Consider the following 25826-nt stretch of genomic DNA (forward strand, 5'->3'; position numbering starts at 1 on the left):
CGTTCATCTCATGAGAAAGGGAACACCCCATGCCCTACGACCCGCACTACCCGGAGAGCCCGGCCGGCGCCTACCGCGCGCTGGTGTCCCGTGTCCTGCCTGAGGCCTACGCGCAGCGCCTTTGGACGAGCGACGACGGGGCCCTCCCAGCCCTGTTCGTCAGCCACGGGGCCCCGCCCACCCTCGACGACCCGGTCTGGCTGGATGACCTGTTCACCTGGGCGCAGTCCATGCCCAAGCCGCGAGGTGTCGTCATCGTTTCCGCGCATTGGGAAGACGCGCCGCTCGCTGTCACCAACCCGGCCATCGGCACCCCGCTCTACTACGACTTCACCGGGTTCCATCCCCTGTACTACAAGCTGCTCTACCCGACGCCGGACGCGACCGCTCTCGCTCGGCGGGTCGTCGGAAAGCTGGCCGAGACGGCAGAGGTGCACCAGCACGCCCGTCGCGGGCTCGATCACGGCGCGTTCATCCCGCTCATGGCCATGTATCCCGCGGCTGACGTGCCGGTGGTCCAGCTCAGCATGCCCAGCCTCGACCCGGTCGCCCTGTTCTCACTCGGACAGCGCCTTCGGTCCCTGCGCGAAGAAGGGGTGCTCGTCATCGGCTCCGGCTTCATGACCCACAGCTTCGAGGCCTTGCGCAGGCCCGAACTCGCAGGGCCCATGCGGGACTTCGACGCGTGGGCTGCGGAAGCCCTCGGCAGGGGAGATGTCGACACTCTCGCCGACTACCGGGTCAAGGCGCCCTGTGCCGATGTCGCCCATCCCACGGCTGAACACTTCGTTCCGCTGCTGCTGACGCTCGGGGCGGCGGACCGCCCTGAAACGACGATCACGGCCATCGACCGGATGGTCGGGAACAACTCGATCCGTTCGATCCAGGTCGCCTGATCAGACAGCGGGGAAGAACTTCTCCAGCCACGCCGAGATCTCTTTCGTGGCCAGCTGGATACCCGAGGGGCGGCCCGGCGTGATCGGGCCGCCGAAGTGGGTGCCTTCCACTCGCGCAACGGTCAGCTCGCGGGAGCCCATGGCGTCGGCCATCTCCCGGATGTCGGCGGGGAAACAGGCCTGGTCGCCGGTGAGTTCGATCAGCAATGCCGGTACCGTGACGCCGGGCGCGCACCCGATCATGCTGGCGTTGGTGGAAAGGCCGGACCAGGTCGAGAGCCAGGCATCAGGCGTGGTGATCCGGCCGAAGCCGGGCAGGCCGAAGTTGCTCAGGTCCGGCCGCTGCTTGAACAGGGATCCGTACGGGCGATCGTTCGGGTCGATCGTGAGGTCGACGGATCGAAGGTCGGCGTCCGTGCGGTAGACGGTCAGCAGGCGCGGTGCGTCGGCCACCCGCCGGTGCTCGGCGTTCCGCGTGTCCATCCATCGGCGTCGCGCGGCAGCCGCCTGGCCGACCCGCTCGAGTGCGATCGCGTCGAGCCGTGCGACCCGGTCTCGTTGCGCCGCGCGGTAGCGAGCCACGAACTCCAGGTCGTACACCGTCTTGCCCGGGGGATCCGCGAATCCGTTGACGGTCGAGTACGGGTCGAGTTCAGGATCCCGGGCGAGGGGGTCTGCCTCGTCGGTGACGGACGGGTCGATCAACCGCATGAGCAGGTGGCCCTGCCCCGGGTGCGGGGCCACGAAAACGACACCGTCAGGCAACGGCATCTCCGCGCGAGCGAAGCCGGTCTCGCGGCCGGCCGGAGTCGTGGCCAGCCGTTCTCCCGCGGCCAGCCCGGCTTGCTGGTGGTAGAACGCCGACAATGCCGCGCCGCCGGAGTGTCCGACGGTGACGACCGAGCTGAAACCGCGGTCACGCAGGAACCTCTGGCCGGCGGCAAAGTCCAACAAGGCCTGCTCGTGGACCAGGGCGATGTCGTCGTTGACCGATCGCGCGCCCTGAGTCCACACCGCTACGCCGTGGGCGAGCAGCCCGGGCACTAAAGGGTGGTGGGTGAAATCCTGGCGGGGGTGCATCAGGGTCGTCACGGTCGTGGCGCCCTCGGGCACACGGAGAACGCCCGTGACTCCGGCGCCGTCGGCCGTGCCCAGCGCGTGGAGGCTCGTGGTGACCTCGCGGGTCATGATTCCTCCAGCCGGAGCGCGTTCTTGTCCCACTGTGCGATGCGCGACCGGGTGATTCCCGCGACGCACGAGTACCAGACGGCATGACGCATGCCGGTGGCTCGCCGGTCGATCACGATCGGCCCGTCGGACGTGATCTCCCAATAAGGACCTACGGGGCGCACCTTGAGGTCGTCCTGCTCTCTGCTCAGCTCGACCAAGGGCGTGTTCTCCGGAACGTCCAGTACGTAGAGGCAGGTCATCGGGGTGCCCCCGCAGGCTGAGTGTTCTGCCACGCCTCGGCGCGCTGCACTATCAGCTCGGCCTTGCGGGTCATGAGGCCGGCCAGGGTGGGTTGGTTCGGCCCGTCGAGGATGTCGAGCAGCGCGTCGATGGTGAGGGTGGCGTCGAGGTCCTCCTGCGGCAACACCGGGCGCATCGCGCGAGTGATTTCGACGAGGTAGCCGTTCGGGTCGTGGGTGTAGATCGACTCGATCGTCTCGTGCTGGATCCGGGCTTCACAGCGCCACTCGCTGGCATCCATCCGGTTCCGGTACTCGAGGAGGTCTTCTTCGCTGTCCACGTGGATCGCCAGGTGCCGCGAGTTGACGAAGAAGTCGGGAACCTCCTCGTCGAAGCGGGCGTAGGAGTCGCCCTTTGCGCCTTCGCCGGCTACCGAAGGTTCGAGCCCGAAGTAGTAGAAGAACGCGATCCTGTCGTCGTTGCCGATGTCGAAGAAGAAGTGGATGAAGTCCGGGTGATCAGCCGGACCCCAGCCGGCTGCGCAGATCGAGTGGACGACCGGGAAGCCGAGGACGTCCCGGTAGAACCGGACGGTCCCCGCCGGGTCGAAGGTCGGAAACGCGACGTGGTCGACGCCGCGGACGGAATGCCGCTGGTCGGACATGGGTCCTCCTGAGGTGAAACCGGGGCTGGTGACTCGTGAGGCAAGTATGCGACTCTTGAGTCAAGAGCGTCAAACCCTCGAGGAGCCGGAACGTGACATCACGACACATCGCCGTCGTCGGCGGCGGGCCGGGCGGCCTCTACGTCGCGCGGCTGATCAAGCGAGCCAAGCCGGAGTGGCGCGTCACCGTCTACGAGCACAACGCCGCGGCGGACACGTTCGGCTTCGGCGTCGGGTTGACCGAGACCACCCTGCGAGCGCTGGCTGCAGCCGATCCCGAATCGGCCGAGACGATCCAGGCGGCCGGGCATCGCGGTGGCCGGATGGACATGCTGGTCGGCGACGCCTTCCGGATGGCCGGATCCGGCGCCGACATCGCGATCGGGCGAGCCACCCTGCTGGGCTTGCTCCGGGCCCATGCCGAAGATGCCGGTGTACGGATCGTCATGCGTCACGCCGAGTTGACCGACGTCGACGCTGATGTGGTGGTCGCCGCTGACGGCGTGCGCAGCCGAATCCGGGACAAGCTCGGTGTCGAACTGGCGGCGGAGGTTCGCGTCGACGACGTGCGCTACCTGTGGTGCGGCGCGCGCTTCGCACTCCCGGCGGCGACGTTCACGGCCGCGACCACCGACTACGGCACGTTCGTCGCACACAGCTACCCCTACGACGATGAACACAGCACATTCCTCATCGAGACCGACGAGGCCACGTGGCGGGCAGCCGGGTTCGACCGCGAGGTCGCGACAGGGGAGTCCGACGAGGAGAGCCTCGACTTCCTGTCCGCGGCGTTCGCGCAGGTCCTGGGCGGTTCGCGGTTGCTCGGCAACGCCACTCGATGGCAGCAGTTCGCGACGGTCCGGGCCGGACGGTGGTCGCACGGAAACGTCGTACTCCTCGGGGACGCCGCGCACACCGCGCACTACTCGATCGGCTCGGGCACCAAGCTGGCGCTCGAAGACGCCATCGCGCTTGCGGACGCCGTCACCGGGATCCCGGATCTTGCCGAGGCTTTCGCCGAGTACGAACGGCGGCGGCGACCCCGCGTCGAGCGGCTCCAGGCGATCGCTGAGCGCAGCCAGCAGTGGTGGAAGGACTTCCCCCGCCGGATCGGCCTCCCGGCCGCGGTGCTCGTCACCTCGTTCATGACGCGTTCGGGCAACGTATCGGTCGAACAGTTCGCCTCGAGCCGGCCCGAGGCCGTCATCGCCGCGGCTGTCGGCCTCGGCATCGACGTCACGCCGGCCGATGCGGCGGACCCCGAGCGGCTCGCCGCGGCGGTGTTGGGCGCGCCCCTGCCGGCTGCCGGAACCAGTGCGCTGCCGCGGCGGCTCGTGGAGACGGCCGATCGCGTCGGCTGGTGCGCGGAAAACGGCGTGTCGGTCGCCCTCTTCCATCTTCCCCTGACCGTCACGGCCCAGGTCGCTCTCGAGGCGATCAAGGAGCTGGTGGCCGACGGCGCCGACGGGGCGTGGCTCACCGGGCCCGATACACCCGCCGCCGTGCACGCCCGGCTCGGTCTCGCCGAACGCGTCCGCCTCGAGCTCGCCGTTCCGGTGGGAATCGACCTGCCCCGCGCCCTGCGCAGCGTCGCCGTCGGTGCGGTGCTCAGTGGCCGCACCGACCTTGTCCACCTGACCTGACACCTCCGTCGTCCTGCCACATCCTTGAAGCCGAGGAGACGCCATGACCACCACGCACACCGCCGTGCACCCGCTCGCCGACCAGTTCCGGGCGGAGGGCATGTGGACCGACCGCACCCTGATCCAGGAGTGGCAGGCGGTCGCCGACACCCACGCCGGCCGGGAGGCCGTCGTTGCGGGCGAGAACCGGATGACCTACGCCGAACTTTCGCGCGCCACCGACTTGATCGCCGCGGGACTGCTGAGCGCGGGCGCCGCGCCCGGTGACCGCGCCCTGCTCCAGCTCACCAACCGCCTGGAGACGGTCCTCGCCTGGTACGGGGTGCTCAAGGCCGGGCTGGTGCCGGTCTGCACGCTTGCGGCGCACCGCCGTCACGAGATCGAGGAGATCGCCATGCGGTCGGGTGCCTCGGTGCACATCGTCGAATCCAGCGATGACTTCGACATGATCGCCTTCGCGGAGGAGACCGCACGGCGCATCCCGCAGCTGAAGCTGTTGGTCACCGTCGGTGCCTCGGCGGGATCGGCCGGGATGCGGCTGGAAGACCTCGTCGAAGGCGACGCCGCCGCCGCGCGTGCCCGGGTCGACGCAGTGCAGCAGGCTCTGGATCCGGACGGGGTAGCTGTGCTGCAGCTGTCCGGCGGCACGACCGGAACGCCGAAACTCATCCCACGACGCCATCACGAGTACTGGTACAACGCGCGTGCCTACGCCGACGTACTGGGCTGGGACGAGACGGTCCGAGTCGCTCACGGCGCGCCGATCATCCACAACGCCGGCGTCGTGTGCGCCCTGCATGCGCCACACTCCGTGGGCGGTACCTGCGTGCTGCTCACTCCTGTTGGCCAGGTGGTCGTCTCCGCACTCACCCATGAGCGCATCACGGACATGATCGCCGGCGCCCCGCTCATTCCGCTGATCCCGCTCATGGTGGCGTCGGGAACGATCCGCCGGGTCGTCATGTCCGGCGCCCGCCCGCCGCTGGGCATGTACGAGGCGTTCGACGAAGGCGGGATCTGGGCCGGCCAGCTCTACGGCATGGCGGAGGGGATGTTCGTGGCCACTCCGCTCGATGCGCCCGGCGCGGCCCGCCGTAACTCCGTGGGCGTGCCGATCAGCCCGCTGGACGAAGTTCTCGTCCTCGATCCGGCCTCCGAAGAGCGCCTGGCCGACGGCGAGCTCGGCGAACTGTGCGTTCGTGGCCCATACACGATCACGGCCTACTACGACGCCCGCGAACCGGGCCAAGCCGAGAAGACCGAGGCGCACAATCGGCGGGCCTTCACCAGCGATGGGTACTACCGCACCGGTGACCTCGGCGTCGCGAGGATTGAAGACGGCTACCGCTGCTTCTCGATCGAGGGGCGCATCAAGGACGTCATCGACCGCGGCGGTGAGAAGATCAATGTCGATGAGCTGGAGGGCCTGCTGAACGGTCACCCGCAGATCGCTTCGGTCGCCGTCGTTCCCGTGCCCGACAAGCGGCTGGGCCAGCGGGGTTGCGCGGTTGTCGTGCCGGTGCCGGGCACCGATGTGGACCTGGACTCCATCCGCACCTACCTCGAGGGCCGCGGGGTCGCCAAGTTCAAGTGGCCCGAGTCGCTGCATCTCGTGGACGAGCTGCCCAGCACGGCGGTGGGCAAGGTCGACAAGAAGGTGATCCGCGGGTGGTTCGCCGGCGGGTCGGCGGCAGAGCAGCTCGTGCCGCCGGTCTTATCCTGACCGGCATGGACGCGTCGAACGACAGCACGGCCGAGACCCAGCGCCCGGTCGACTCCGGGCGCCGGGCACTGGTGCTCAACGAGATCTACGAAAACGCGACTCGGCTGTTCGCCGAGCGCGGGTTCGTGAAGACGACACTCAACGACATCGCGAGCGCACTCGGCATGACGCGTCCGGCGCTCTACCACTACGTCAGCAGCAAGGAGGAGCTGTTGACGAATCTGGTGCGCGACACCACCGAGATGGGCGTCGCGAACGCCGCCGCGGTGGTCCGCCGCGACGACCTCGACGCCGCGGCGAAACTGCTGACCTTGGCCGGCAGCACCGCAGCGTGGGTCGCCCAGCACGCCGGGCAGTTCCGGTTGCTGGTGATGTCGGAGGGTGACCTGCCTGAGGTCGTGGCGCAGACCCACCGGGACGGCCGGCGCGGACTCTTGGCCGCATTCGTCGAGGTCATCGAAGCCGGGATCGCGCAGGGTGAGTTCCGGCCGGTCGACGCCCGGACGGCCGCGCTGGGCGTGCTCGGTATGTGCAACTGGGTCGCCTGGTGGATCAGGCCTGGTGACGACGTCAAAGCCGTCTCGGAGCAGCTCGCGGAGACGGCTGTCGCCGGGCTACGCCGTCCGGACGGGCGTGGATCGGCCGTCGCGAGTGTCGAGGACGCCTTCGCGGTGGTGAGGGAGAACCTCGACGATCTCGAGCGGTACATCGCTCGGGGCTAGGGCGTATATGACTATGCCTTGTTCCAGGCGACCACGGTGAGGAAGAGGATCGCGGCAGATGATGACCCGAACTCTCGCAATTGGTGGTCAGACCGCACCATTGTCTGAGCAGGTTCGACAACGTTGCGGCCCGGCAGGCGATCTGGTCGAACGCCGCTGGGTGACAACTGCAGGAGCCCGGTGTTTCTGGCATGCGGCTTGATCGGCAAGCTTGGAGAACACGGCTGTGATACCGCGGGCTCGTAGTTGTCCGCTTGTTGGCTTGCTAGTGGAACCGGCTGTGACGTTCCCGATCGTCGGTGGCAACTCGTCGTCGGCGCACGCGCCAGAGCCCAACTGCGGATGCGAGCACGCAGCAACCTGAGACCGACCCCCAGCGAAAGGGAGATGCGCCCAGATACTCAATCACCAGTGGGATCCTGTTCCCCGCGCAGGCATAGAACAGCAGAGCCAGACAGCTCGAGGTCACTACCAGGTTCGCGGTCTTATGCCACGTCCAGTGGCCACTGCAAAACAACATGGCGAGGCGGTGCACGAGGTCCTTCCAATCCGCAGGAGGCTCGCCCGCGCGGACGAGGGCCAGACACTTGGGGGACTGGCAGGTCGGACACCGTTCATCCTGGGCGTCAGTGTCGCGGGATGTATCTTTTGGAGCGGGGCCGACGATGGCCGAGTGACCTGTGAGCGGGGCGGGACCAGACTCCCGGCCGATCTGCCTCGCCGAGACATCAGACCGAGGCTGCCTCGCGCTCGACTGTGAGTGGCTGGCCATGGTCGCAACCCTCTCTGGGCTGATGTTTGAGGACCCTCCCATGGTCAGCCCGGCTAGCGTGGAGGCTGCCAAAGGTTTACATTGGTTTCCAACAGGCTCCATGGGCGAACGGAGAACCCCGTGCCTCGTCGACTTCGGTTCCCGGACCTGCCCAAGGGGCCTCATCAGGAGCTGCTGCTCTTCTTGCACGGGCTTCATCAACTTGCAGGAGAGCCCTCCACTCGAGACATCGCAGACGGCGTGCTCAAAGCGACCAATGGCGAGGTCCGCTGCAGCCATACAACCATCCATGCCCTACTGGCGGGACGCAAGCTGCCTACGAACGGCGATCTGCTATTCGAGCTCGTAAAGTTCCTCAATAATCGAAACCGGCACCGACGCGTAGACGAGGACGCGCTCTTGGACGAGCTCGACCAGCTCTGGCGTCCAGCCACCCGGGCTCACCTGCTCGACCTGCCGACTCCGCCGGGGACCGGGATGACCCAGTTGCCTCCGGGCAACCGCCCTAGCTCATCTGATCTGGTCAACAGCGCTAAGCCGCCGACCGGCACCGCCGATCATGGCGCTGTCAACTACGCAGCTGAGAGGCGAACCTACCGCGAGGGATCAGCTTCCGTCAGCGGCCCCCAATTGCGAAGCCGTAGCCCAGTTCTACCCGACCTTAGGACCTCCCAGGTCGTTCTCGCTGGGGTCTCCCGGTATTACGACACGTATCTTCCCGACCTTCCGGTCGTCACAGCTGGCACCGACGAACTCCATCGTCTTCTTGCTGAGCCTGGGGGCGTGTTTCTCAACGAGAACATCACTACGCTGCACAATCCCAGCACACTCCAGCTATTTGAGTCAGTGCAAAGAGCATCAGAGCGCGCCTCCGACACGTTGCTTGTCTACTTTTCCGGACACGGGCTTGTCTCCCAGAAAGGAGAATTGCTATTAGCCACCCCTGAGACCAAGGCCGACCGGACTTTCACTGCCGCCCCGTATGAGACGGTCAGGGACTTGATCTCGAACAGTCGAGCACATAGGTCTGTTGTAATCCTGGACAGCTGCTTCTCGGGTCGAGCGTTGGAAGCTATGGGGCCATTGGATGGTCTCACTGCGATCCCCGCCACTTATGTGATCACATCAACGAGCAGTAACCGCGCTGCATTTGCACCAGCTGACAGCAGCTACACGCAATTCACCGGATCACTCATCGAGGTCCTCCGTGAAGGCATCCCAGGCCTCGGTGAACTCCTCACCGTCGACGACATCTACCAGCAGCTCTTCAGGAGAGCCAGCGAACAAGAATTTCCCCTACCTCAGCGGCGGATGAGCAACGCCAATGGAATTGGCCTCGCATTGGCTCGTAACCTGGCGTATCAGCCTCAGTGGTCAGGGCCACCTGGGCCCGACGCGCACGACTAACCACCGGACGACCGTGCCGCACTGCCGTCGTGCCTGAGCTGGGGAGAGCCATCTAAGCCGGGCGGTAGTCTCTCGAAGGGTGCAGCGAGCCGCTGCCGAGATGTCCTGCTCCGATCAGCGCATGAACAATCCGCCGTTGATGTCAAAGGTCGCTCCGGTGACGTACCCGGCCGAGTCGCTGACGAGGTAGGCGACCAGCTCGGCGACCTCGCCGGGGTCGCCCAGCCGGCGGACCGGGATCGTGGCCGCGAGTTCGTCCACGGCGTCCGCGGGGAGTTCGTCCATGACCGGTGACCACACGGCCGCCGGCGCCACCGCGTTGACCGTCACGCCAGACGAGGCGAGCTCCCGGGCGAAGACCTTCGTCAGCGTGAGTACACCGGCCTTTGCCGCCGAGTAGTGTGCTCCGGCGACCGAGCCGCCCTGCTGACCGGCAAGAGAACCGAGGTTCACAATCCGTCCCCAGCCGCGTTCACGCATGGAAGCAGCACAGAGCCGGGTCAACGCGAACACGCTGCGCACGTTGGTGGCGAACACGCTGTCCCACTCGTCCAGCGGGATGTCCCACACGGATCCCGCCACCGTCCGGGCCGCGTTGTTGACCAAGACGTCTGGTGAGTGCCATGTCGAGCTGACGTGTTGGACGGCCGCTTCAAGCGAGGCGACGTCACCCACGTCGGCGCTGATCGCGAGGGCCGTGGTGCCGCTGGGGTCGAGCTCCGTGGCCGCGGCGCGAACGGAAATCCCGTCGCGATCGAGCAGGGCCACTCGCATGCCTGTTTCGTGCAGCCGGGTTGCGATCGCGGCGCCCAGACCGCGGCCCGCGCCGGTGACCAAAGCGACCTGATCGTCCATCATCGCCCTCACAGGGCCGGGCTCTGCGGCAGCTCGGCACCGAGCAACACACGGCCGTACATCTCGGCGTGGTTCGGCATGCTGAACGCAGCGTGCCGGGACGCGGTCTCGATGTCCCGCCAGGCGCGTTGAAGGGATGAGCTATCCGCGAAGCTGCCCGCGCCGGCCGTGTCGAGCAACAGGCCGACCGCATCGCGGGCGCACCGGGTGGAGTAGCTCGCGCTCATCCTCAGCCGGGCGCGAGCGTCGACGTCCGGGCGGTTGCCGGCGCGGGCATGAGCGTCGACTTCGTCCGCTGCGTGCGCCAGGTGCAGCCGTGCGGTGTCGATCAGGACCGCGGCGTTGGCGACGTTCACCTGGTGGGCCGGCGACTCGGCGACCGTGGCGTACAACGGCGAACTCAGCTTCTTACCCCGCGCGGCCGCGCCGACCACCTTTTCCAGCGCGGCTTCGGCGATGCCGACGCAGGTCCCGACGAGCGGCAGGTTTATGGACAGGTAGAAGGTCACCCGCGCCTCCTCCGGGTGGTGCCTCCGGTAGACGCCGTCCGCCATCACGGAGAGGGAGACCACCCAGTCGTCGGTGACGGCCAGGTCCGCCGCGACGGCCGTGTTGCTCCCCGTGCCGCGCATCCCGGCAACGTGCCAGACGTCGATGGTTTCCAGTTTTGCGGTCGGGACCAGCGCCATGCCCCGTTCCGTCCGTCCGTCCTCGTCCCAGGCGATGCCGAGCAGGGTCCATCCTGCGTGGTGGATGCCCGAGATCCACGGCCACTCCCCGTCGAGCACGAGTCCCGTCGACGTTCGGGTCACGGTGCCCGCCGGGTTCGCCGTGCCGCACACGAAGGCATCAGGGTCGGTTCCCCAGAGCTCTTCGCGGACCGGCTCGGCGAGCTGGCCGGCGAAGAGGTTCCCGCCGTAGGCGATGCCGGCGATCCACGAGCTCGCCGCGCAGCCGCGGGCCAGCTCGAGGCATACCTCGACCGCGGTCCGGAGATCGGCTCCCCGCCCGCCCCACCGCGTCGGCGTGCCGAGGCGGAGGAGACCAGCGTCTCGCATCGCCCCTTCACTCTTCTCGGTGATGCGGCGATTTTGGTCGGTGGTGCCTGCCTCGGCGGAGAGCAGTGGAATGAGTGATCGCGCGACTTCGACGGCTGAAGCTGCCATGGGATGTCCTTTCTCGGCTCAAGTGCCCGCGTACGACACGGTGTTCCGCAACGGTTCGTTCCGCGCGAACCGCCAGAGCTGGCCCTGGATCAGAGTTCGGACGCGTGACCGCAACGTGGAGGTGAACGCGCCGACGTGCGGGGTGACGACGGCGCCGGGCGCGAACCACAGAGGGTGCCCCGGCGGCAGGGGCTCGGGATCGGTGACGTCGAGGGCAGCGGTGATCCGTCCGTCAGCCAGTGCCGTGTTCAGTGCCTCGGTGTCGACCACGGTCCCGCGGGACACGTTGACCAGGAGCGCGCCTGGTTTCATGCGGGAGAGCAGGCTGTGGTCCACGAGGTGGTGGGTTTCCCGGGTCGCTGCGGTGGCGAGCACGACCACGTCGGCTCCGAGAATGAGTTCGGGTAGCCGGGAAGTGGAGTGAACGATGCCGTGAAGGGCTTGCCGACGTCCGCGTGCGACGCGTGACACCGAACATTCGAACGGGACCAGCAGTTCCTCCAGAGCGGAGCCCACGGCGCCGTAACCGATGATCAGCACGTGTGCGCCGGTGAGGGAGGGCCGGAGCTCCTGGTGCCACAACTCGCGGTCCTGCGCCCGGACGAAGCCGGGGATGCCGCGCAACGAAGCCAGGATGAGGGTGAGCGCCAGTTCCGCGGTACTTCCGCTGTGGACGTCACCCGCGTTGCAGAGGGTGACCGGCCGGGGTAGTTGTCGCAGCAGCGGCACGAGGTGGTCCGTGCCCGAACTGAGCGCCTGCACCGCGCTGAGCCGGTTCATCCGCTTCAGCGGTCGGGTGATCACCTCGGGATCCTGGATCAACGGGTGCGCGTAGAAGTCAGCTCGCTCCGGATCGGACGGAAGGTCCGGCCGGCCGTCCCACGTCACGTAGTCGAGATCCGCGGGAAGGTCATCGAACTCTTCGAGCGGAAACGGGACCCAAGCTGTCCTGATTGTGGGGGAATGGCGCACATCTCCACGCTAACCGCGCGACCGTGGACGGACGTGGTCCACTTGATTTCCGGTGGGGTGGTCCATTCACGGATGTGTTCGCCCTCACGGAAAAAGGCGTCACGCCTGGCTGGTGCCGTCCCGTCTTCACTGCGACAACGAAGGAGGAACATCATGCGAAGGAACAAAGTTCGGCGCGGAGCTGTCGCAGCAGTGGCTGTCGCCGCCGTTGCCGCCCCCGTGGCCGTCCACTATGGAACCGAACCCGCGGTCGCCACCGCAGCGGTCACCCAGTCGGTGGTCGGCCCGGACGGCGCCGGAAAACTGTTGTCGGACAAGCCGATCGCCAACCTCGATGCGGTGCTGGCTTCAGTGTCGGCACGAGCCGACCGGATCACCTATCGATCGCGGTCAGTGGCCGGCCGGGACGTCGTGGTGAGCGGGGCGTTCTTCACCCCGAAGGGTCGAGCCCCGAAGGACGGGTGGCCGGTCGTGTCGTTCGCGCACGGATCAAGCGGCATCAGTGACATGTGCGCGCCGTCGAGCGTGCCGAACCAGAACGGCAAGATCGACCTCTACGGCTACGGCAGTTTCGTCGCGCAGATGCTGAAGGCCGGCTACGCGGTCGCGGCAACCGACTATGAAGGCCTGGGGACTCCGGGCGAGCACCCATACATCGTCGCGGACAGCGAAGGGCGCGGCGTGATCGACGCCGTTCGCGCAGCAATCGAGGCCGAGCCGACGCTTTCGCGGAAGTATGTCGATCTGGGGCACTCGCAGGGTGGCCAGGCCGCCATCGCAGCCGGCGAGATGGCACAGACCTATGGCCGAGGCCTGGACTTCCGCGGCACGGTGGGCCTTGCCCCGGTGACGAACGTCGCGGCGGCTTACATGTGGGGAAACCCCGGCCCAATAGACCGAGGTTTCTACCTGCTGGCCCTGGACGGCTTGAAGACTGTCCACCCGGAACTGCAGTTCGACCAGCTGCTCGGCAAGCAGGCGCTGGCCATGCTGCCGAAGGTGGCGCAGGAGTGCACGACCGACATCTGGAACGAGTTCTCCCAAAACTTCGGGGACAAGTTGACCGACTGGCAGTTCGTGCCGCAGAACGACATCGCTGCGCTGAAGCTGCAGGACTGGCTGGACGAGCAGTCGGTGCCACGGGGCAAGACACCGGGCCCGATGCTGCTGCTGCAGGGCACTGCCGACCCGTCGATCAAGAAGGCCGTGACGTACCAGGCGGTCCGCAACGCCCGGGCGGCCGGCACCCCGGCCGAGTTCAAGCTCTACCCGGGCAAGGACCACTACGGTGTGCTCGCGCCTCGAAGTGAGGGTGGCGCCGCTGACGACGTCATCGCCTGGCTCGATAGCCACTTGCGCAAGTAGCCGAGATCGACGAAGGGCACCCCGCGGTGGTCGCGGGGTGCCCTTCAAGTATTCAAGATTCACTCGATCGGGTTGATTCGGCTGAGCTTGTCCGGATTGGACATCCACTGGATCCCGGTGATCAGCCCGTCACGGACTTCGAAAGAGCAGACCTGCCAGTGCGAAGCGAGCTTGACCAGCAGTGCGGTCTGTCCGTTGACCTCGGTCGTCCGGAACTCGACGTCGGAGTACTTGTCGATCGTGCCGACGACGAACCGCCCGACCCGGTCCGCACCGGAGACTGGTCGTAGAGCGGCACGGGCCTTGCCGCCGCCATCGCCCCACAACGTCACGTCCTGGGCAAGGAGCCCCTGCAGGCTACGCCGGTCACCGGTGCGGGCAGCAGCGACGAACCGGTCGACGAGTTCGCGGCGCACGTCAGGGTCGTCGCCGAACCGGTCGCGGCCCGAGGTCAGGTGCGCGGAGCCGCGCCGGTGGAGCTGTCGTGCGTGGGCTTCGTTGAGCCCGAGGATTTGGCCGATCTCTTCGTACGGCAGCTCAAAAGCCTCGCGGAGCACGAAGACGGCGCGCTCAGGCGCGGAGAGCCGGTGCATGAGCCGGAGGGTGCCCAGCGAAAGGGTGTCGCGTTGCGCGGCGCTCTCGGCGGGGCCGAGTGGGTGCTCCGCCTGGGTGTGCACGGGTTCGGGCAGCCAAGTGCCGACGTAGGTTTCCCGCCACCGGTGCGCGAGGCGCAGGCGGTCGATCGCCAGCCGGGACACGACCTTGATCAGGAACTGGCGCGGGACCTCGACGACCGAGCGGTCGGCGCCTGACCACCGCAGCCAGGTTTCCTGAACGACGTCTTCAGCGTCGGCGAGGCTGCCGAGAATCCGGTAGGCGACCCCGAGGAGTACCGGCCGGTGTTCCTCGAAGACCGAACTGGCGCTTTCCGTGTCGGATTTCACGGCGCCAGTGTAGGAAACGACGCTCCGGGCGGCCCGCTCGTCGCGAGCCGCCCGGAGTTGTGCGGTGGTGGTGTTCACGCGTCCAGGGTCGGGAACTGGTGGGTGCTGATCGCGATACGGTTGAAGGCGTTGATCATGATGATGGCCATCACGATGTCAGCGACCTCCTTGTCCGACCAAATCTCGCCGGCCGCGTCCCACACGTCGTCCGGAACGCCGGCCTCACCGATCTTGGTGACAGCGTCGGTCAAGGCCAAGGCGGCGCGTTCTCCAGTCGTGAAGAACGGCGACTCGGGCCAGACCGAGACGGCGAACAGGCGCTGGGAGGACTCGCCGGCTTTGAGCGCGTCCTTGCTGTGCAGGTCGACGCAGTAGGAACAGCCGTTGAGCATGGACGCGCGAAGCTTGATCAGTTCGAGCAGGGCGGGATCGACAGTCTTCTGGGAGTAGGCGTGCAGCTCGAAGACCTTCTTGTACGCCTCCGGTGCGACCTTCGCCATCAGCAAGCGTTCCGGCACGGTGGTTCTCCTTTTCGTTGTGCCATGGGGGCAGATGGACGACGGCGCAGCGCAGTTCTGGCGTGACAGGTCGGCCCGTTGAGTGACTCAGGTCACTCAAACGTCGCGGCCGTAGAGCCAGTCCAGGTAGCGGTAGTCGTCTTCGGCGCGGTCGCGAAGGAGCGCATTCCGGGTTGCGCGGAAGAGACCGTCGCAGTGCCAGAGGTCGCCCCATTGCCGGGCGGTGCGCTGGACGCGCGCGGTGCGCACGGTCCTTTCCGCGGCGTAGTCGCGCAACGCCGAGTTCCAGTCCGTGCTCCCGTGGTCGTCCTTGCCGTACTTCTCCGCTTGCTCGGCGAGTCCGGCTGCATCCTCGAGGGCCTGGCAGGCACCCTGTGCGAGGTACTGGAGCATCGGGTGGGCGGCGTCTCCGGTCAGGGCGAGGCGGCCGTCGACCCAAGAGGAGATCGGCTCGCGGTCGTACATCCGCCACCACCGGTCCCGCCAGAGGTGCGGCAGGCCCGCGCGCACCGGGGCACAGGTGGCGGCGAAGGCGGTGTCGAGCTCGTCAGGGGTACCCCAGTCGTCGTCGCCGGCGAGGGCCTTGGGGGATTGGAAGACCGCCACCTGGTTGAGCATCTTGCCGCGGCGCAACGGGTACTGCACGAGGTGGCAGCCCGGTCCGACGTAGACGGTGACGTCTTCGAGCGCGATACCGCTGGTGTCGAGCACCTCGTCGAGCGGAACGGCGCCGCGGTAGGCGACATAGGCGGAACTGATCGGTTCATCCGCGCTGAGCCGGCCGCGCAGCCGCGACTTGAGGCCATCGGCCGCGACCACCACCCGGCCGGCGTCGCGGCGGTTTTCGCCGATCGCGGTCGCTCCGTCCGCATCGTTCTGCACGTCTACGACGCAGGCATCGGTAACGAGGTCGACGCCTGCGGCACGGCAAGCTCGCACCAGGATCGCGTGCAGGTCGCTTCGGTGGATGACGACGTACGGGGCACCGTAGCGCCGGCCGGCTTCGGCGAGGTCGAGATGTGTGAGCACGTCGCCGTCGAGCGCGTCGCGCATGACGAGCCGCCGCGGTACGACCCCGAGGTCCGTGACTTCGTCGAGCAGATCCCAGTCGCGAAGGATGCGGGTGGCGTTCGGAGCCATCTGCAGGCCGGCTCCGACCTCACCGAACTCCGAGGCCTGTTCCAGCACGCGCACGGAGTAGCCGGACCGGGTCAGGGCCAGGGCGGTGCCGAGTCCGCCGATGCCGCCGCCGACAACGACGGCATCGACGTCCGGCTTGGTGTCCGCTTGCACGATCGAGTGAGTCACTGTCGTCTCCTCACAGCCAGCTCGGAAGGGTGGGAAGGCCGACCTCGCGGTGACGTCCGGAGAGCCAGGCGGCGGCCGTTGCGAGCGGGAGGTCGACCTTGACCGGCGTGCCGTCGCCGGTGATCTCGTGGTGGGTGTCCGGGGTGGTGAGCAGGACCGCGGGCCCCGGTCGTGACGAACGCCAGGCAGCGATGTCGTCGAGCAGCGCGGCGAGGAACCCGCCGGGCAGGTCGGCGAACGTCGTGCCGACATCGAGGTCGACGGCGTGGACGCACACCTCGCGCGCCCGCATCCACCAGGTTTCCTCGGCCGGGACGACGCGGCCCTGCGCCGTGACGACCTCGGCGGACCACGCCTCCACGGACATCGCGGCCGCCGAGTCCGCCAGCTCGACGGCTGACGTGGCGACCCAGTGCCGCAGATCGGCACGGGTCGCACCGGACTGGATGGCCGCGTTCCGCTCGGCCGGCGAGGCGTACATCGGAGTCTCGACTCCGGTGCTGGCCCAGGTGAGCAGCCGGCGGAGCGCCTCCGCGTTCGACGCCACGTGGGCGAGCAGCTGGCGACGCGTCCAGCCGGGCAGTGCGCACGGTTGGTGAAGGTCGGCGTCGTTCAGCCGCACCAGGCCGCCGAGCAGGAGATCGGTGCCTGCGCGGACCCAGTCCCGCGCGTCCGGTACGAGGGTCATGTCGGCACCGCGGCACTCAGCCTGGCCGTGTTGCGCTGACTGCCCAGCCCTTCGATCTCGGTCACGAGCTCGGCGCCGTCGGTGAGGTACCGCCGCGGGTCGCGGGCGTGCCCGACACCGCCGGGTGTCCCGGTCGCGATGACGTCCCCGGGCTGCAGGGTGAGGATCGTCGAGATGTAGGCGACCAGCGCCACCGGGTCGAACACGAGATCGGCGGTGTTCGCTGACTGCACGGTCTCGCCGTCGACTGAGCATGCAAGCTGGAGCTCCGGGCGGGTGCCACCAGGCAGCTCGTCCGGGGTGACCAGGAACGGTCCGAAGGGTGTCGAGTCTTCGAAGGTCTTGCCCTGGAGCCACTCCACGGACCGGTACTGCCAGTCCCGCATCGTGACGTCGTTGAGCACGGCGAACCCGGCGATCGCGGCGTCGGCGTCCTCGGTGGTGGCGCGTCGCACCGGCGCACCGACGACTACGGCGAGTTCGGCTTCCCAGTCGACCGTCGCCGAAGCGTCGTCGAGACAGATGGGGTCCGCCGGGCCGACCAGGGCTTCGGGGAACTTCGCGAACAGGGTCGGGTACTCCGGCAGCTCACGCCCCATCTCGAGGATGTGGGTCCGGTAGTTCAGCCCGACGCAGAAGATCTTGCCCGGCCGCGGGAGCACCGGGGCGAGATCGGCCGAGGTGAGGTCATGCCGGGGGCCGTCGCCGGCCGCGGCCAGTTCGTGCCAGCCGGGTTCGGCCAGCAGGGCGCCGACGTCGGAGAAGCCGATCTCGGTCGCGGTGCCGGCCTCGATCCGGACAGCTCGGGTGCCCGCCGGAGTACGTAGGGTCGCGAGCTTCACGACGGAGCCCCTTCCACCTGGACACGGTCTGCATTGAGGCGCTCGAAGATCGGCGTGTCGGCGAACCGGAACAGGTCCAGGCCAGTCTCGGCGCCGATCGTCAGCTGCTGCCAGGAGGGCACCGCGACCAGGTCGCCGCGTCCGACGTGCCAGCTGCGATCGTCGACCTGGACGGTGCCGGTGCCGTCGAACACCTGCCAGACGGCGGAGCCGACCTCGCGCCGACGTGCGGTGGTCGTGCCGGCCCGCAACCGGTGCATTTCGGCGCGGATGGTCGGCATGACGTCGCCGCCCGTAGTCGGGTTGGTGAACCGGACGGCCGCGTGCCCCGGCTCGACGATGCCTGGGTGTCCTTCGGTCTCGAGGTCGAGCTGCTCGGTCAGGGCGGCGTCGGTGTGCTCCCAGCGGTAAGCCGCGATGGGGGAGCTGGTCTGCGGGCCCGGCTGCGACACCGGCCGCAACCCGGGGTGGGCCCACAGGCGCTCGGCGCGAGACCTGTCCGGCGTCGAATGGTCGCTGACCTGCTCCGGCCCGTCTTCGAAGAACGTCGATCCGGTCTGGTACGCGAACGGAATGTCCAGTCCATCGAGCCACGCCATGGGGAAGTCGGCCTGGTTGTGATGACCGTGGAAGTGCCAGCCGGGCGTGAGCAGGAAGTCGCCGCGCCGCATCGCGACCGGGTCGCCGTCGACGACGGTCCAGACGCCTTCGCCCTCCAGCACGAAACGGAAGGCGTTCTGGGTGTGGCGGTGGACGGGGGCGTCTTCCTTCGGCTTGAGATACTGGATCGCAGCCCACAAGGTGGGTGTCGCGAACGGCGCGCCGCCGAGTCCCGGGTTGGCCAGCGCGATCGCGCGACGTTCACCACCGCGGCCGACCGGCACTAGGTCGCCGGAGCGCTCCGCGAGACGGAGCAGGTTCGCCCATCGCCACAAGTGTCCGCGCGCCTGCGGCGCCGGGCTGGTGGGCATCAGGTCGCCGATCTCCGTCCAGAGCGGGACCAGCAGCTCCTGTTCGAAGCCGCGGTAGAGGTCTTCGAGGTCGGGAGTGGGTTCCGGCTGCCCGGGGCCGGCGGTCGCGCGCAGCCTCACCGGGGAGACCGGGTGGTGTTCTGCCGTTGCTGTCATGATTGCGACGCTAGACAAGTTCTGTTGTGCGGGAGCTATAGTTCTGTTGTGAAGAACAAGCCGGCCTATGGGATCGAGTCCGTCGACCACGCGCTCCACTTGGCGACGATTCTGCAGCAGGAAGGCCCCCTGCGTCTGACGGAGGCCGCCGAGCGGCTCGGCGTCGCGCGGTCGACCGCGCACCGGCTCCTGGCGATGCTCGTCTACCGGGACTTCGCCGAACAGGACGAGGATCGGCGTTACGTCGCCGGCTCGGTCCTGCGCAAGCCGACGGTCGCGGAGCCTGTCGCGGACCTTCGCCGGATCGCGTTGCCGCACCTGGAAAACCTCACCGAGCGAACCCGGGAGAGCAGCAACCTTATCGTCGTCCTGGGTGACCAGGCCCGGTTCGTGGCCACCGCCGAGTGCGATCAGGTCCTGCGCGTCGGCGATCGTGAGGGACGCATGCTGCCCGCTCACCTGGCTTCCGGAGGGCGGGCTGTCCTGGCGATGCTCGACGCGGAGGCGATCAGGAACCTCTACGGACACGCCGAATCGGAAGTCGACGACGTCGAGTCGCTGGTTCGAGACCTGCGCCGAGTGCGCCGCCAGGGCTTCGCATTGAATGACCAGCGCACGGAGGTCGGACTGACGGCGATCGGCTGCGGCATCGCGGGTTCGGCCGGCGCGGTCCCGGCAGGCCTCTCCCTCGCCATGCCCACTGCCCGCTTCCGGCGGGACCGCCTGCCCGAGTGGGTCGGCCACCTGACCGCGACGGCCGAGAACATCGCCCGGGACCTCGAAGACGCGAACAACGCGTAGTGCGCGTTCAGGCCGTCGACCGTCCCGGTTGGACCGGACGGTCGACGGCCCGAGCCGGCGAATCACGCTTTACTCTTCCGCGGTACCCAGGTCGACATCCTTGGTCTCCGGGCCGAGCATCGCGCCGGCTACCGTGCACACGGCACCCACCGCGAGCAGGACCACGACGCCGTACTCGTAGCGCATGAACTTCCCGAGTCCGATGAGGATGAAGGAGTACAGGCCCGGGATGATCACCGCCAGTGTGAAGCCGATGCCGTACCCCGACGCGCGTACGCCGACGTGGAACCGCTCGCAGATGTAGGGGATCAGCACGGCGTTCGGCGAGACGCTGATGCACAGGGCGACGGTGAAGAAGACCATCGCCAGCCAGAACGGCCCGCCGTCGCTGATCGTCCGGAGCATGCCGATCACCGAGCCGACGGACACCGTTCCCGTGAGAACACCGAAGACGATCAAGGTCTTCCGGCGCCCGAACCGCTGTCCCAGCACGCCGAGCAGCAGGTAAGTGGGGAACAGGAACAAGTTCGCCACGAGGATCCCCCAGATGACGGTCTGGCTCGGGATGCGCAGGTAGGAGATCAGGAGACCGGATGGGGCGACGGTGAGCATCTGGATGGCGAACCAGATGCCGGTCATGAGCAGGTAGACCTGGCCGAGGCTGCGCAGGTTGTCACCGCGGAAGAGTTCTCGCAGGGGTGACCGCGGTCGTGCCGTCTTCTGCTCTTCCCTGGCCTTGTTGGCGACCCAGGCCTCCGACTCGGCGGTTTTCCTGGCGTAGGCGAACAGGACGAACGCCATCACCGCGCCGACGACGAACGGAATCCGCCAGCCCCAGGTGGCGTACGCCGAGGTAGAGGACCCGCTCGGGAAGATGGCGACGAGCAGTGCCGTCAGCAGGGACACCGCGACGTAGGCGACCGGCCAGGCGGAGGCGATGAATCCGCCGACGATGCCGCGGCGTGACTTCGCCGCCGATTCCATGGCCAGCGGGTTCGCGCCCGTGTACTGGCCGCCCATGAAGACTCCGCCCAGGAGCCGCAGGAGCAGGACGCCGGCAAGGCCCCAGAGGCCGACGGCGTCGTAGCCCGGGAGGACGGCTACGAGCAGGACCGCGAACCCCATGCCGATCGAGCACACGACTGTCGTGCGTCGCCGGCCGAGCGTGTCGGCGAGGTGGCCGAAGATCACGCTGCCGAGCGGGCGGCCGAGGAACGCGGCGGCGAACGTCAGGAAGGTGAGCGTCGACTTCGTCTGCGGCGAGAGCGTGGCCGGGATGAAGTACACCATCGCCGGTCCCAGGGCGATCACCGGGAGCATGATCTCCCAGTAGTCGACGAGGAGGCCGTAGAAAGCCGCGCGCGATGTTCGCCGCTCTTTCGATATGCTGATCGTCTCGGGGCTGGTCGTTCGTCCTGCGGCGGAGATAGACATGGCGATTCCTTCGTTGGAGTCAGAGTCCGGCTCGCGCGCGGCTACTTCGAGAGGACCGGCTTGGACTGGCCGGGGACCATGCCGGTCGTGATGGCCAGGCGGGTGAACGCGTTGATGGTGATGATGGCGAGGATCAGGTCCGCGACCTGCTTCTCGTCGAAGAACTTGTTGGCAAGCTCCCACGTCTCGATCGGGACGCCCTGGCCCGCGATGAGCGTCATGGTCTCGGCGAGTTCGAGCGCGGCGCGTTCCTGCTCGGTGAAGGCCGGCGACTCGCGCCACACCGAGAGCGCGTAGATCCGGCTCTCCTCCTCCCCGTGCTTCCGGGCGTCGCGTGTGTGGACGTCGACGCAGTAGGCGCAGCCGTTGATCTGCGCCACACGGATCTTGATGAGCTCGTGGAGGTTGTAGTCGATCGAGGACGTGGCCAGGTACTTCTGCATGGCCAGCATCGACTTGTAGGCCTCCGGCGCGACGGCGGAGTAGTTGATGCGCTCGGTCACAGGAATCCTCGATTCAGTCGGGGGAGGTGGATACTTGCTTGGCCGGCCGCTGATAGCGCGACCCGCACGATCCTGGATCTCCGGGATCCAGGATTGCCGTGGTCATGGTTCAGTTCATTCGTGTTCTGCTTGGTATGGGTCATTTTCTTGCTGGTGGTGCGGCCCGACGATCTTCGTCGCACGTGGCAGTGGCGTTGACCACAGACACTAACCATGCGTCCGCGCAGCGGGACGGGCAATTCTTGTGTGCAGAACACCGGCGGGTCAGGTGAATCGGTCCAGCGGACGTGCTCCGAAGTGGACCAGGTGAATTCGGTGGCTGCTGGCTAACGTGGGATGAGGCAGTCGACGAGCTCGGCGCCGACCACGGATCCTGCCGGTAACCATCAAGTTCTGCTCAGAAGAATTCCAAGTTCCGCTGGGCAAGAACATGGTTACTGTCTTGCAGGTCCGGAGCGAAACGTTAAGAGGTGTGTACCGTGCCCAAGATCAGTCAAGAAGCGACCGAAGTCATCGAGAACGCGAAACTGATGTTCGTCGCCACCGTCCGTCCCGACGGGACTCCCAACGTCTCGCCCAAGGGCTCGGTGCGGGTGCTGGACCCCGACCACCTGATCTTCATGGACATCGCCTCGCCGCAGACCGTGGAGAACCTGAGGCACCAGCCCGCGATCGAGGTCAACATCGTGGACTTCATCGCTCGCAAGGGCATCCGTGCCCGGGGGACGGCCGAGATCCTCTCGCCGGGCGAACCGGACTTCGAGTTCGTCCGCGAGTGGCTGTGGGCGACGCATGGTGACAGCCAGCCGTGCAACCACGCGGTGAAGATCGCGGTCAGCGAGGTGGCCGAGCTCTTGTCGCCCGCGTACACGGTCGACCACATGTCGGAGCCGGACGTCCGCAAGGCGTGGCTCGGCAAGTACGGCCTCGTCGAAGCAACATCCTGAACCCGGTGCAGTAGCCCGTCCCGCTGAAGGAGCTGGAATGTCTTTGTTCGTTCTCGTGCACGGCTCGTGGCACGACGGGTCGCACTGGGCGGATGTCGCCGAGCACCTGGAGAAGCTCGGGCACGAAGTGCACAGCCCGACCGTCGCCGGCCACGGAACCGGGGTCTCCCGGGACGTGAACCACGACGACTGCGTGGCGTCGGTGACCGATTACGTCGAGAGCCACAATCTCACCGACTTCGTGCTGGTGGGCCACAGCTGGGGCGGGAGTGTGATCGCCAGGGTCGCCGAACGCATGCCGGAGCGGGTGCGGCGGCTGGTCTTCTTGAACGCGTTCGTCCCCGAGAACGGGTCGAGCGTGCTGGATATGGCGCCGCCCGCGTACCAGGAGCTGTTCCCGATCTTGGCCAAGCAGTCGGGTGACAACTCGGTGATGCTGCCGTTCGAGGTGTGGCGGGACGCGTTCGTCGGCGACGCCGACCTGGCGCGAGCCCAGGAGACCTACGGCATGCTCACTCCGGAGCCGCTGAACCCGACGGTCGAGAAGCTCGATCTCACTGTGTTCTACAGCTTGACCGGAATTCCTCGCAGCTACGTGCTGTGCAACGAAGACTCGGCCCTGCCGCCGGGCGACCCCAAGCACGGATACCTGGCCAACGCCCGCCGGCTCGGGGTGTTCCGCCTCGTGACGCTCGAAGGGTCGCATGAGGTGATGTTCACCAATCCGGCCCTTCTCGCGAGCAAGCTCGAGTTCGCGGGTCGGGACTGACCCGAATGTGACTTGTCGCTGCGTCCGCGTCGAGACGCGCCCCGCGGACGCAGCGACATCCCATCCGAACGGTGGTGGGCAGGAGGAAGGACGCAGTGGGCATGAACAGGGCCGAACTGGTCATCCGGGAACTCGACCCGGGCGGCGATCCGCAGCCGACCGCGGACCTGTGGCCGCTCCTGCAGCGGCTCCGACCCGGGTTGACCAAGGAGCTGTTCGAGGAGCTGCTCACCGACGGCTACCGCCAGGGTCTGCGCTACCTGGTCGCCTACTCGCCGGCCGGACGACCGCTTGCTGCCGCCGGGTACCGCGTGCTGGTCACCAGCCGAGGCCGACTCCTGTTCGTCGACGACCTCGTCACCGACGAGGCCACGCGGTCGCAGGGGGTTGGCGCCGGCCTGCTGAGGGAGCTCGAAGCCCGGGGGCGTCGCGCGGGGTGCGCTCGTCTCGAGCTCGACTCCGGTGTCTCGAACACCGCCGCGCACCGCTTCTACCTCCGTCACCGGTTGGACATCACGGCGTTTCACTTCGCCGAGGCGCTCGGGTGAAGGTGCTTGCATGATCACGGCGGTCGGATTGCGCTGGGTCGTCACCGCGTTGTGCGGGCTGACAGGCGCGTTGTGTGCGTATCGCGGCCTGAATCGGGTCAGTTTCCGCGACCGTATGGGCGATCTGCTGCACGTTGTGATGTCCGTGGCGATGGTGGCCATGGCGTGGCCGGCGACGATGAGCGTCGCCCGGGTACCGCAGATAGTCTTCTTCGCACTCGCAGCCGTGTGGTTCGTGACCGTGTCCGTCGCCGGGGCGGCACACGACGACCACGGAGGGCGCGGGGTGGCAGCTCACCACGTGGTCATGATGGCGGCGATGGCGTGGATGGTGTTCGTGATGCCTCGCGCGATGGGCGGCATGCACCCCATGCCCGAGATGTCGATGCCCCGCGACTCGGTCCCGGCCGATGTGACCACCGTGGCCGTCGTGCTGGTCGTCCTGTTCGTGGTGACGGGCCTGACGTTCCTGGCTCGCGCGATCGGCGCCGCGTGGACGTTCGGTCCGGTGATCCGAACCCTCGGCGCCGGTACTGACGGGTTGATGGCGCTCTGCATGGCGCTGATGCTCGTGACGATGGCCTGAGCCGATACTGAACCGACGGGCGCTGGGCGCTCTCAAGGAGGAGAAACGTGCGTGCGGCTTATGTCGAGCGACTAGGCAGCGTAGACGAGATCCGGTTCGGGGAATTGCCCGAGCCGGCAGCGGGCCTCGGAGAAGTCCTGGTCGACGTCGTGGCGACCTCGGCGAATCCGGTCGACACGTTCGTCCGGTCCGGGCTGTACGTGACGCCCGTACCGCTGCCACTGGCTCTCGGCCGTGACATCGTCGGTCGCGTGAGCTCCGACGCCGCCGGGTTCAAGGCCGGTGAGTGGGTCTGGAGCAACAGCCTCGGCCACGGTGGCCGGCAGGGTGCGGCCGTCGAGCGTGCCGTGGTCCCGGCCGATCGCCTCTACCGCAAGCCGGAGGGCGCTGATCCGCTCGACGTCGTCGCGATGGTGCACCCGGCGGCGACGGCGTACCTGGCGCTGGTCACCCACGGCGGGCTCGCGGCCGGTGAGTCTGTGCTCGTTGCAGGCGGCGGCGGAAACGTCGGCTCGGCGCTGATCGAGCTCGCGGTCGCAGAGGGGGCCAAGGTCATCGCGACCGCTTCCCCCCGCGACCACGATCGGTGCCTCGAACTGGGCGCGGCCGAGGTGTTCGACTACCGCGACGAGAACCTTTCCGCCAAGCTTGCGTCCGCCGGGCCGGTGGACCTCTTCATCGACGCCTCGGGCCGGAACGACCTGGAGGCCGCAGTGGGGCTGCTGGCCCCGCGTGGGCGGATCGTCCTGCTCGCCGGTGCACGCAGCCGTCCCGTGCTGCCTGCGGGTGACCTGTACATGCACGATCGATCGGTGGTCGGGTTCGCCATCTCGAACGCGAAGGCTTCCGAACTCGCAGCCGCTGCGGTGACCCTGAACCGCCGGTTCGCGGAGGGTGGTTTGCGTCCGCACCGGATCGAGCGTCGCGGCCTGTCGGACGCTGCAGACACGCACCGCCGCCTGGAGCAGGGCGAGGTACGCGGGCGCGTAGTCCTCTTGACCAAGTGAACCGTGGGCAGTCGGATCGCGCGAGAGCGGTCCGACTGCCGGCTCGCTTGAGGACCCGGAGACCAGTTTTCATTTCGTCGAGTAATCCTTTACTTGTCTGGGAAGAGGAGTGTTGTGCCCGTCGCGCTGCTCGCGCTCGCCATCGGAGCTTTCGGCATCGGGACCACCGAGTTCGTCATGATGGGCGTGCTGCCCCAGGCGGCCGCCGA

General features: G+C 67.7%; 26 protein-coding genes. 12 read left to right on the top strand and 14 right to left on the bottom strand.

Annotation, left to right across the window (positions count from 1 at the left end; translation table 11 throughout):
- Nucleotides 1-29 precede the first annotated feature (29 nt).
- Nucleotides 30-896: a class III extradiol ring-cleavage dioxygenase gene (locus tag AB0C38_RS10625; protein WP_360669845.1), complete on the top strand. Its 867-nt coding sequence runs from the start codon at nucleotides 30-32 to the stop codon at nucleotides 894-896.
- Here AB0C38_RS10625 and AB0C38_RS10630 read toward each other — a convergent pair whose 3' ends face one another.
- From AB0C38_RS10630 to AB0C38_RS10640, 3 genes are read right to left on the bottom strand one after another with little or no spacing between them, the layout of a single operon-like run.
- A complete protein-coding gene (locus tag AB0C38_RS10630) occupies nucleotides 897-2084 on the bottom strand; it encodes an alpha/beta hydrolase (protein WP_360669848.1) in 1188 nt (395 codons plus the stop codon).
- Nucleotides 2081-2326 carry a hypothetical protein gene (locus AB0C38_RS10635; RefSeq protein WP_360669851.1) on the bottom strand — a complete coding sequence of 82 codons (246 nt, stop codon included), beginning with the start codon at nucleotides 2324-2326 and terminating at the stop codon, nucleotides 2081-2083. The genes AB0C38_RS10630 and AB0C38_RS10635 overlap by 4 nt, the downstream gene beginning before the upstream one ends.
- A complete protein-coding gene (locus AB0C38_RS10640; RefSeq protein ID WP_360669854.1) occupies nucleotides 2323-2970 on the bottom strand; it encodes a VOC family protein in 648 nt (215 codons plus the stop codon). Before AB0C38_RS10640 ends, AB0C38_RS10635 begins: the two co-directional genes overlap by 4 nt.
- A 92-nt stretch (nucleotides 2971-3062) precedes the next feature.
- On the opposite strand from AB0C38_RS10640, the gene AB0C38_RS10645 reads away from it, so the two are divergent.
- The 4 genes from AB0C38_RS10645 (at nucleotide 3063) to AB0C38_RS10660 (ending at nucleotide 9237) form a co-directional block, all read left to right on the top strand.
- Nucleotides 3063-4613, top strand: coding sequence for an FAD-dependent monooxygenase (locus tag AB0C38_RS10645; protein WP_360669857.1), 1551 nt, complete (start codon nucleotides 3063-3065; stop codon nucleotides 4611-4613).
- 43 nt (nucleotides 4614-4656) lie between these two features.
- A complete protein-coding gene (locus AB0C38_RS10650) occupies nucleotides 4657-6336 on the top strand; it encodes an AMP-binding protein (protein ID WP_360669860.1) in 1680 nt (559 codons plus the stop codon).
- A gap of 5 nt (nucleotides 6337-6341) precedes the next feature.
- Nucleotides 6342-7058 carry a TetR/AcrR family transcriptional regulator gene (locus tag AB0C38_RS10655; RefSeq protein WP_360669863.1) on the top strand — a complete coding sequence of 239 codons (717 nt, stop codon included), beginning with the start codon at nucleotides 6342-6344 and terminating at the stop codon, nucleotides 7056-7058.
- 1012 nt (nucleotides 7059-8070) lie between these two features.
- A complete protein-coding gene (locus AB0C38_RS10660; protein ID WP_360669866.1) occupies nucleotides 8071-9237 on the top strand; it encodes a caspase family protein in 1167 nt (388 codons plus the stop codon).
- Between the two features lie 114 nt (nucleotides 9238-9351).
- On the opposite strand, the gene AB0C38_RS10665 is transcribed toward AB0C38_RS10660, so the two are convergent.
- From AB0C38_RS10665 to AB0C38_RS10675, 3 genes are read right to left on the bottom strand one after another with little or no spacing between them, the layout of a single operon-like run.
- Entirely contained in the window at nucleotides 9352-10074 is a 723-nt protein-coding gene (locus tag AB0C38_RS10665; RefSeq protein WP_360669869.1) for an SDR family NAD(P)-dependent oxidoreductase, read from the bottom strand.
- Between the two features lie 26 nt (nucleotides 10075-10100).
- Nucleotides 10101-11258, bottom strand: coding sequence for an acyl-CoA dehydrogenase family protein (locus AB0C38_RS10670; protein ID WP_360669872.1), 1158 nt, complete (start codon nucleotides 11256-11258; stop codon nucleotides 10101-10103).
- An 18-nt stretch (nucleotides 11259-11276) separates the two neighbouring features.
- Nucleotides 11277-12062: an NAD(P)-dependent oxidoreductase gene (locus tag AB0C38_RS10675; RefSeq protein ID WP_360669875.1), complete on the bottom strand. Its 786-nt coding sequence runs from the start codon at nucleotides 12060-12062 to the stop codon at nucleotides 11277-11279.
- Nucleotides 12063-12422: 360 nt separating this feature from the next.
- Between AB0C38_RS10675 and AB0C38_RS10680 the strand changes: the two genes are divergently transcribed.
- Nucleotides 12423-13595, top strand: coding sequence for an alpha/beta fold hydrolase (locus AB0C38_RS10680; RefSeq protein ID WP_360669878.1), 1173 nt, complete (start codon nucleotides 12423-12425; stop codon nucleotides 13593-13595).
- Between the two features lie 59 nt (nucleotides 13596-13654).
- Here AB0C38_RS10680 and sigJ read toward each other — a convergent pair whose 3' ends face one another.
- From sigJ to AB0C38_RS10710, 6 genes are all read right to left on the bottom strand, one after another.
- Nucleotides 13655-14539: an RNA polymerase sigma factor SigJ gene (gene sigJ / locus AB0C38_RS10685; protein ID WP_360669881.1), complete on the bottom strand. Its 885-nt coding sequence runs from the start codon at nucleotides 14537-14539 to the stop codon at nucleotides 13655-13657.
- Nucleotides 14540-14613: 74 nt separating this feature from the next.
- A complete protein-coding gene (locus AB0C38_RS10690; protein WP_360669884.1) occupies nucleotides 14614-15057 on the bottom strand; it encodes a carboxymuconolactone decarboxylase family protein in 444 nt (147 codons plus the stop codon).
- Between the two features lie 96 nt (nucleotides 15058-15153).
- On the bottom strand, nucleotides 15154-16365 hold the full coding sequence (locus AB0C38_RS10695) for an FAD-dependent monooxygenase (RefSeq protein ID WP_360669887.1): 1212 nt from the start codon (nucleotides 16363-16365) through the stop codon (nucleotides 15154-15156).
- 10 nt (nucleotides 16366-16375) lie between these two features.
- Nucleotides 16376-17053 (bottom strand): maleylpyruvate isomerase family mycothiol-dependent enzyme, encoded by a 678-nt coding sequence (locus AB0C38_RS10700; protein ID WP_360669891.1) that lies wholly within the window; start codon nucleotides 17051-17053, stop codon nucleotides 16376-16378.
- Complete coding sequence (locus AB0C38_RS10705) at nucleotides 17050-17895, bottom strand: fumarylacetoacetate hydrolase family protein (RefSeq protein WP_360669894.1); 846 nt, start codon at nucleotides 17893-17895, stop codon at nucleotides 17050-17052. Before AB0C38_RS10705 ends, AB0C38_RS10700 begins: the two co-directional genes overlap by 4 nt.
- Complete coding sequence (locus AB0C38_RS10710) at nucleotides 17892-19022, bottom strand: cupin domain-containing protein (protein ID WP_360669897.1); 1131 nt, start codon at nucleotides 19020-19022, stop codon at nucleotides 17892-17894. Before AB0C38_RS10710 ends, AB0C38_RS10705 begins: the two co-directional genes overlap by 4 nt.
- 48 nt (nucleotides 19023-19070) lie before the next feature.
- Here AB0C38_RS10710 and AB0C38_RS10715 point away from each other — a divergent pair, with 48 nt between their 5' ends.
- The gene (locus AB0C38_RS10715) at nucleotides 19071-19823 is read left to right on the top strand and encodes an IclR family transcriptional regulator (protein WP_360669899.1); all 753 of its coding nucleotides are present in this window, start codon (nucleotides 19071-19073) and stop codon (nucleotides 19821-19823) included.
- Nucleotides 19824-19892: 69 nt separating this feature from the next.
- Here AB0C38_RS10715 and AB0C38_RS10720 read toward each other — a convergent pair whose 3' ends face one another.
- On the bottom strand, nucleotides 19893-21257 hold the full coding sequence (locus tag AB0C38_RS10720) for an MFS transporter (RefSeq protein ID WP_360669902.1): 1365 nt from the start codon (nucleotides 21255-21257) through the stop codon (nucleotides 19893-19895).
- Nucleotides 21258-21298: 41 nt separating this feature from the next.
- Nucleotides 21299-21760 carry a carboxymuconolactone decarboxylase family protein gene (locus tag AB0C38_RS10725; RefSeq protein WP_360669905.1) on the bottom strand — a complete coding sequence of 154 codons (462 nt, stop codon included), beginning with the start codon at nucleotides 21758-21760 and terminating at the stop codon, nucleotides 21299-21301.
- Between the two features lie 479 nt (nucleotides 21761-22239).
- On the opposite strand from AB0C38_RS10725, the gene AB0C38_RS10730 reads away from it, so the two are divergent.
- The 5 genes from AB0C38_RS10730 (at nucleotide 22240) to AB0C38_RS10750 (ending at nucleotide 25617) form a co-directional block, all read left to right on the top strand.
- Nucleotides 22240-22707, top strand: a complete 468-nt coding sequence (locus tag AB0C38_RS10730) for a pyridoxamine 5'-phosphate oxidase family protein (protein WP_360669908.1) — start codon at nucleotides 22240-22242, stop codon at nucleotides 22705-22707.
- A gap of 37 nt (nucleotides 22708-22744) precedes the next feature.
- Nucleotides 22745-23476, top strand: a complete 732-nt coding sequence (locus AB0C38_RS10735) for an alpha/beta hydrolase (RefSeq protein ID WP_360669911.1) — start codon at nucleotides 22745-22747, stop codon at nucleotides 23474-23476.
- Nucleotides 23477-23577: 101 nt separating this feature from the next.
- On the top strand, nucleotides 23578-24024 hold the full coding sequence (locus tag AB0C38_RS10740) for a GNAT family N-acetyltransferase (RefSeq protein WP_360669914.1): 447 nt from the start codon (nucleotides 23578-23580) through the stop codon (nucleotides 24022-24024).
- 10 nt (nucleotides 24025-24034) lie between these two features.
- Complete coding sequence (locus AB0C38_RS10745) at nucleotides 24035-24610, top strand: DUF5134 domain-containing protein (protein WP_360669917.1); 576 nt, start codon at nucleotides 24035-24037, stop codon at nucleotides 24608-24610.
- A 149-nt stretch (nucleotides 24611-24759) separates the two neighbouring features.
- Complete coding sequence (locus tag AB0C38_RS10750) at nucleotides 24760-25617, top strand: zinc-binding dehydrogenase (protein ID WP_360669920.1); 858 nt, start codon at nucleotides 24760-24762, stop codon at nucleotides 25615-25617.
- Nucleotides 25618-25826: the final 209 nt, after the last annotated feature.

The sequence above is a fragment of the Amycolatopsis sp. NPDC048633 genome, assembly GCF_040650695.1.
GTDB lineage: Bacteria > Actinomycetota > Actinomycetes > Mycobacteriales > Pseudonocardiaceae > Amycolatopsis.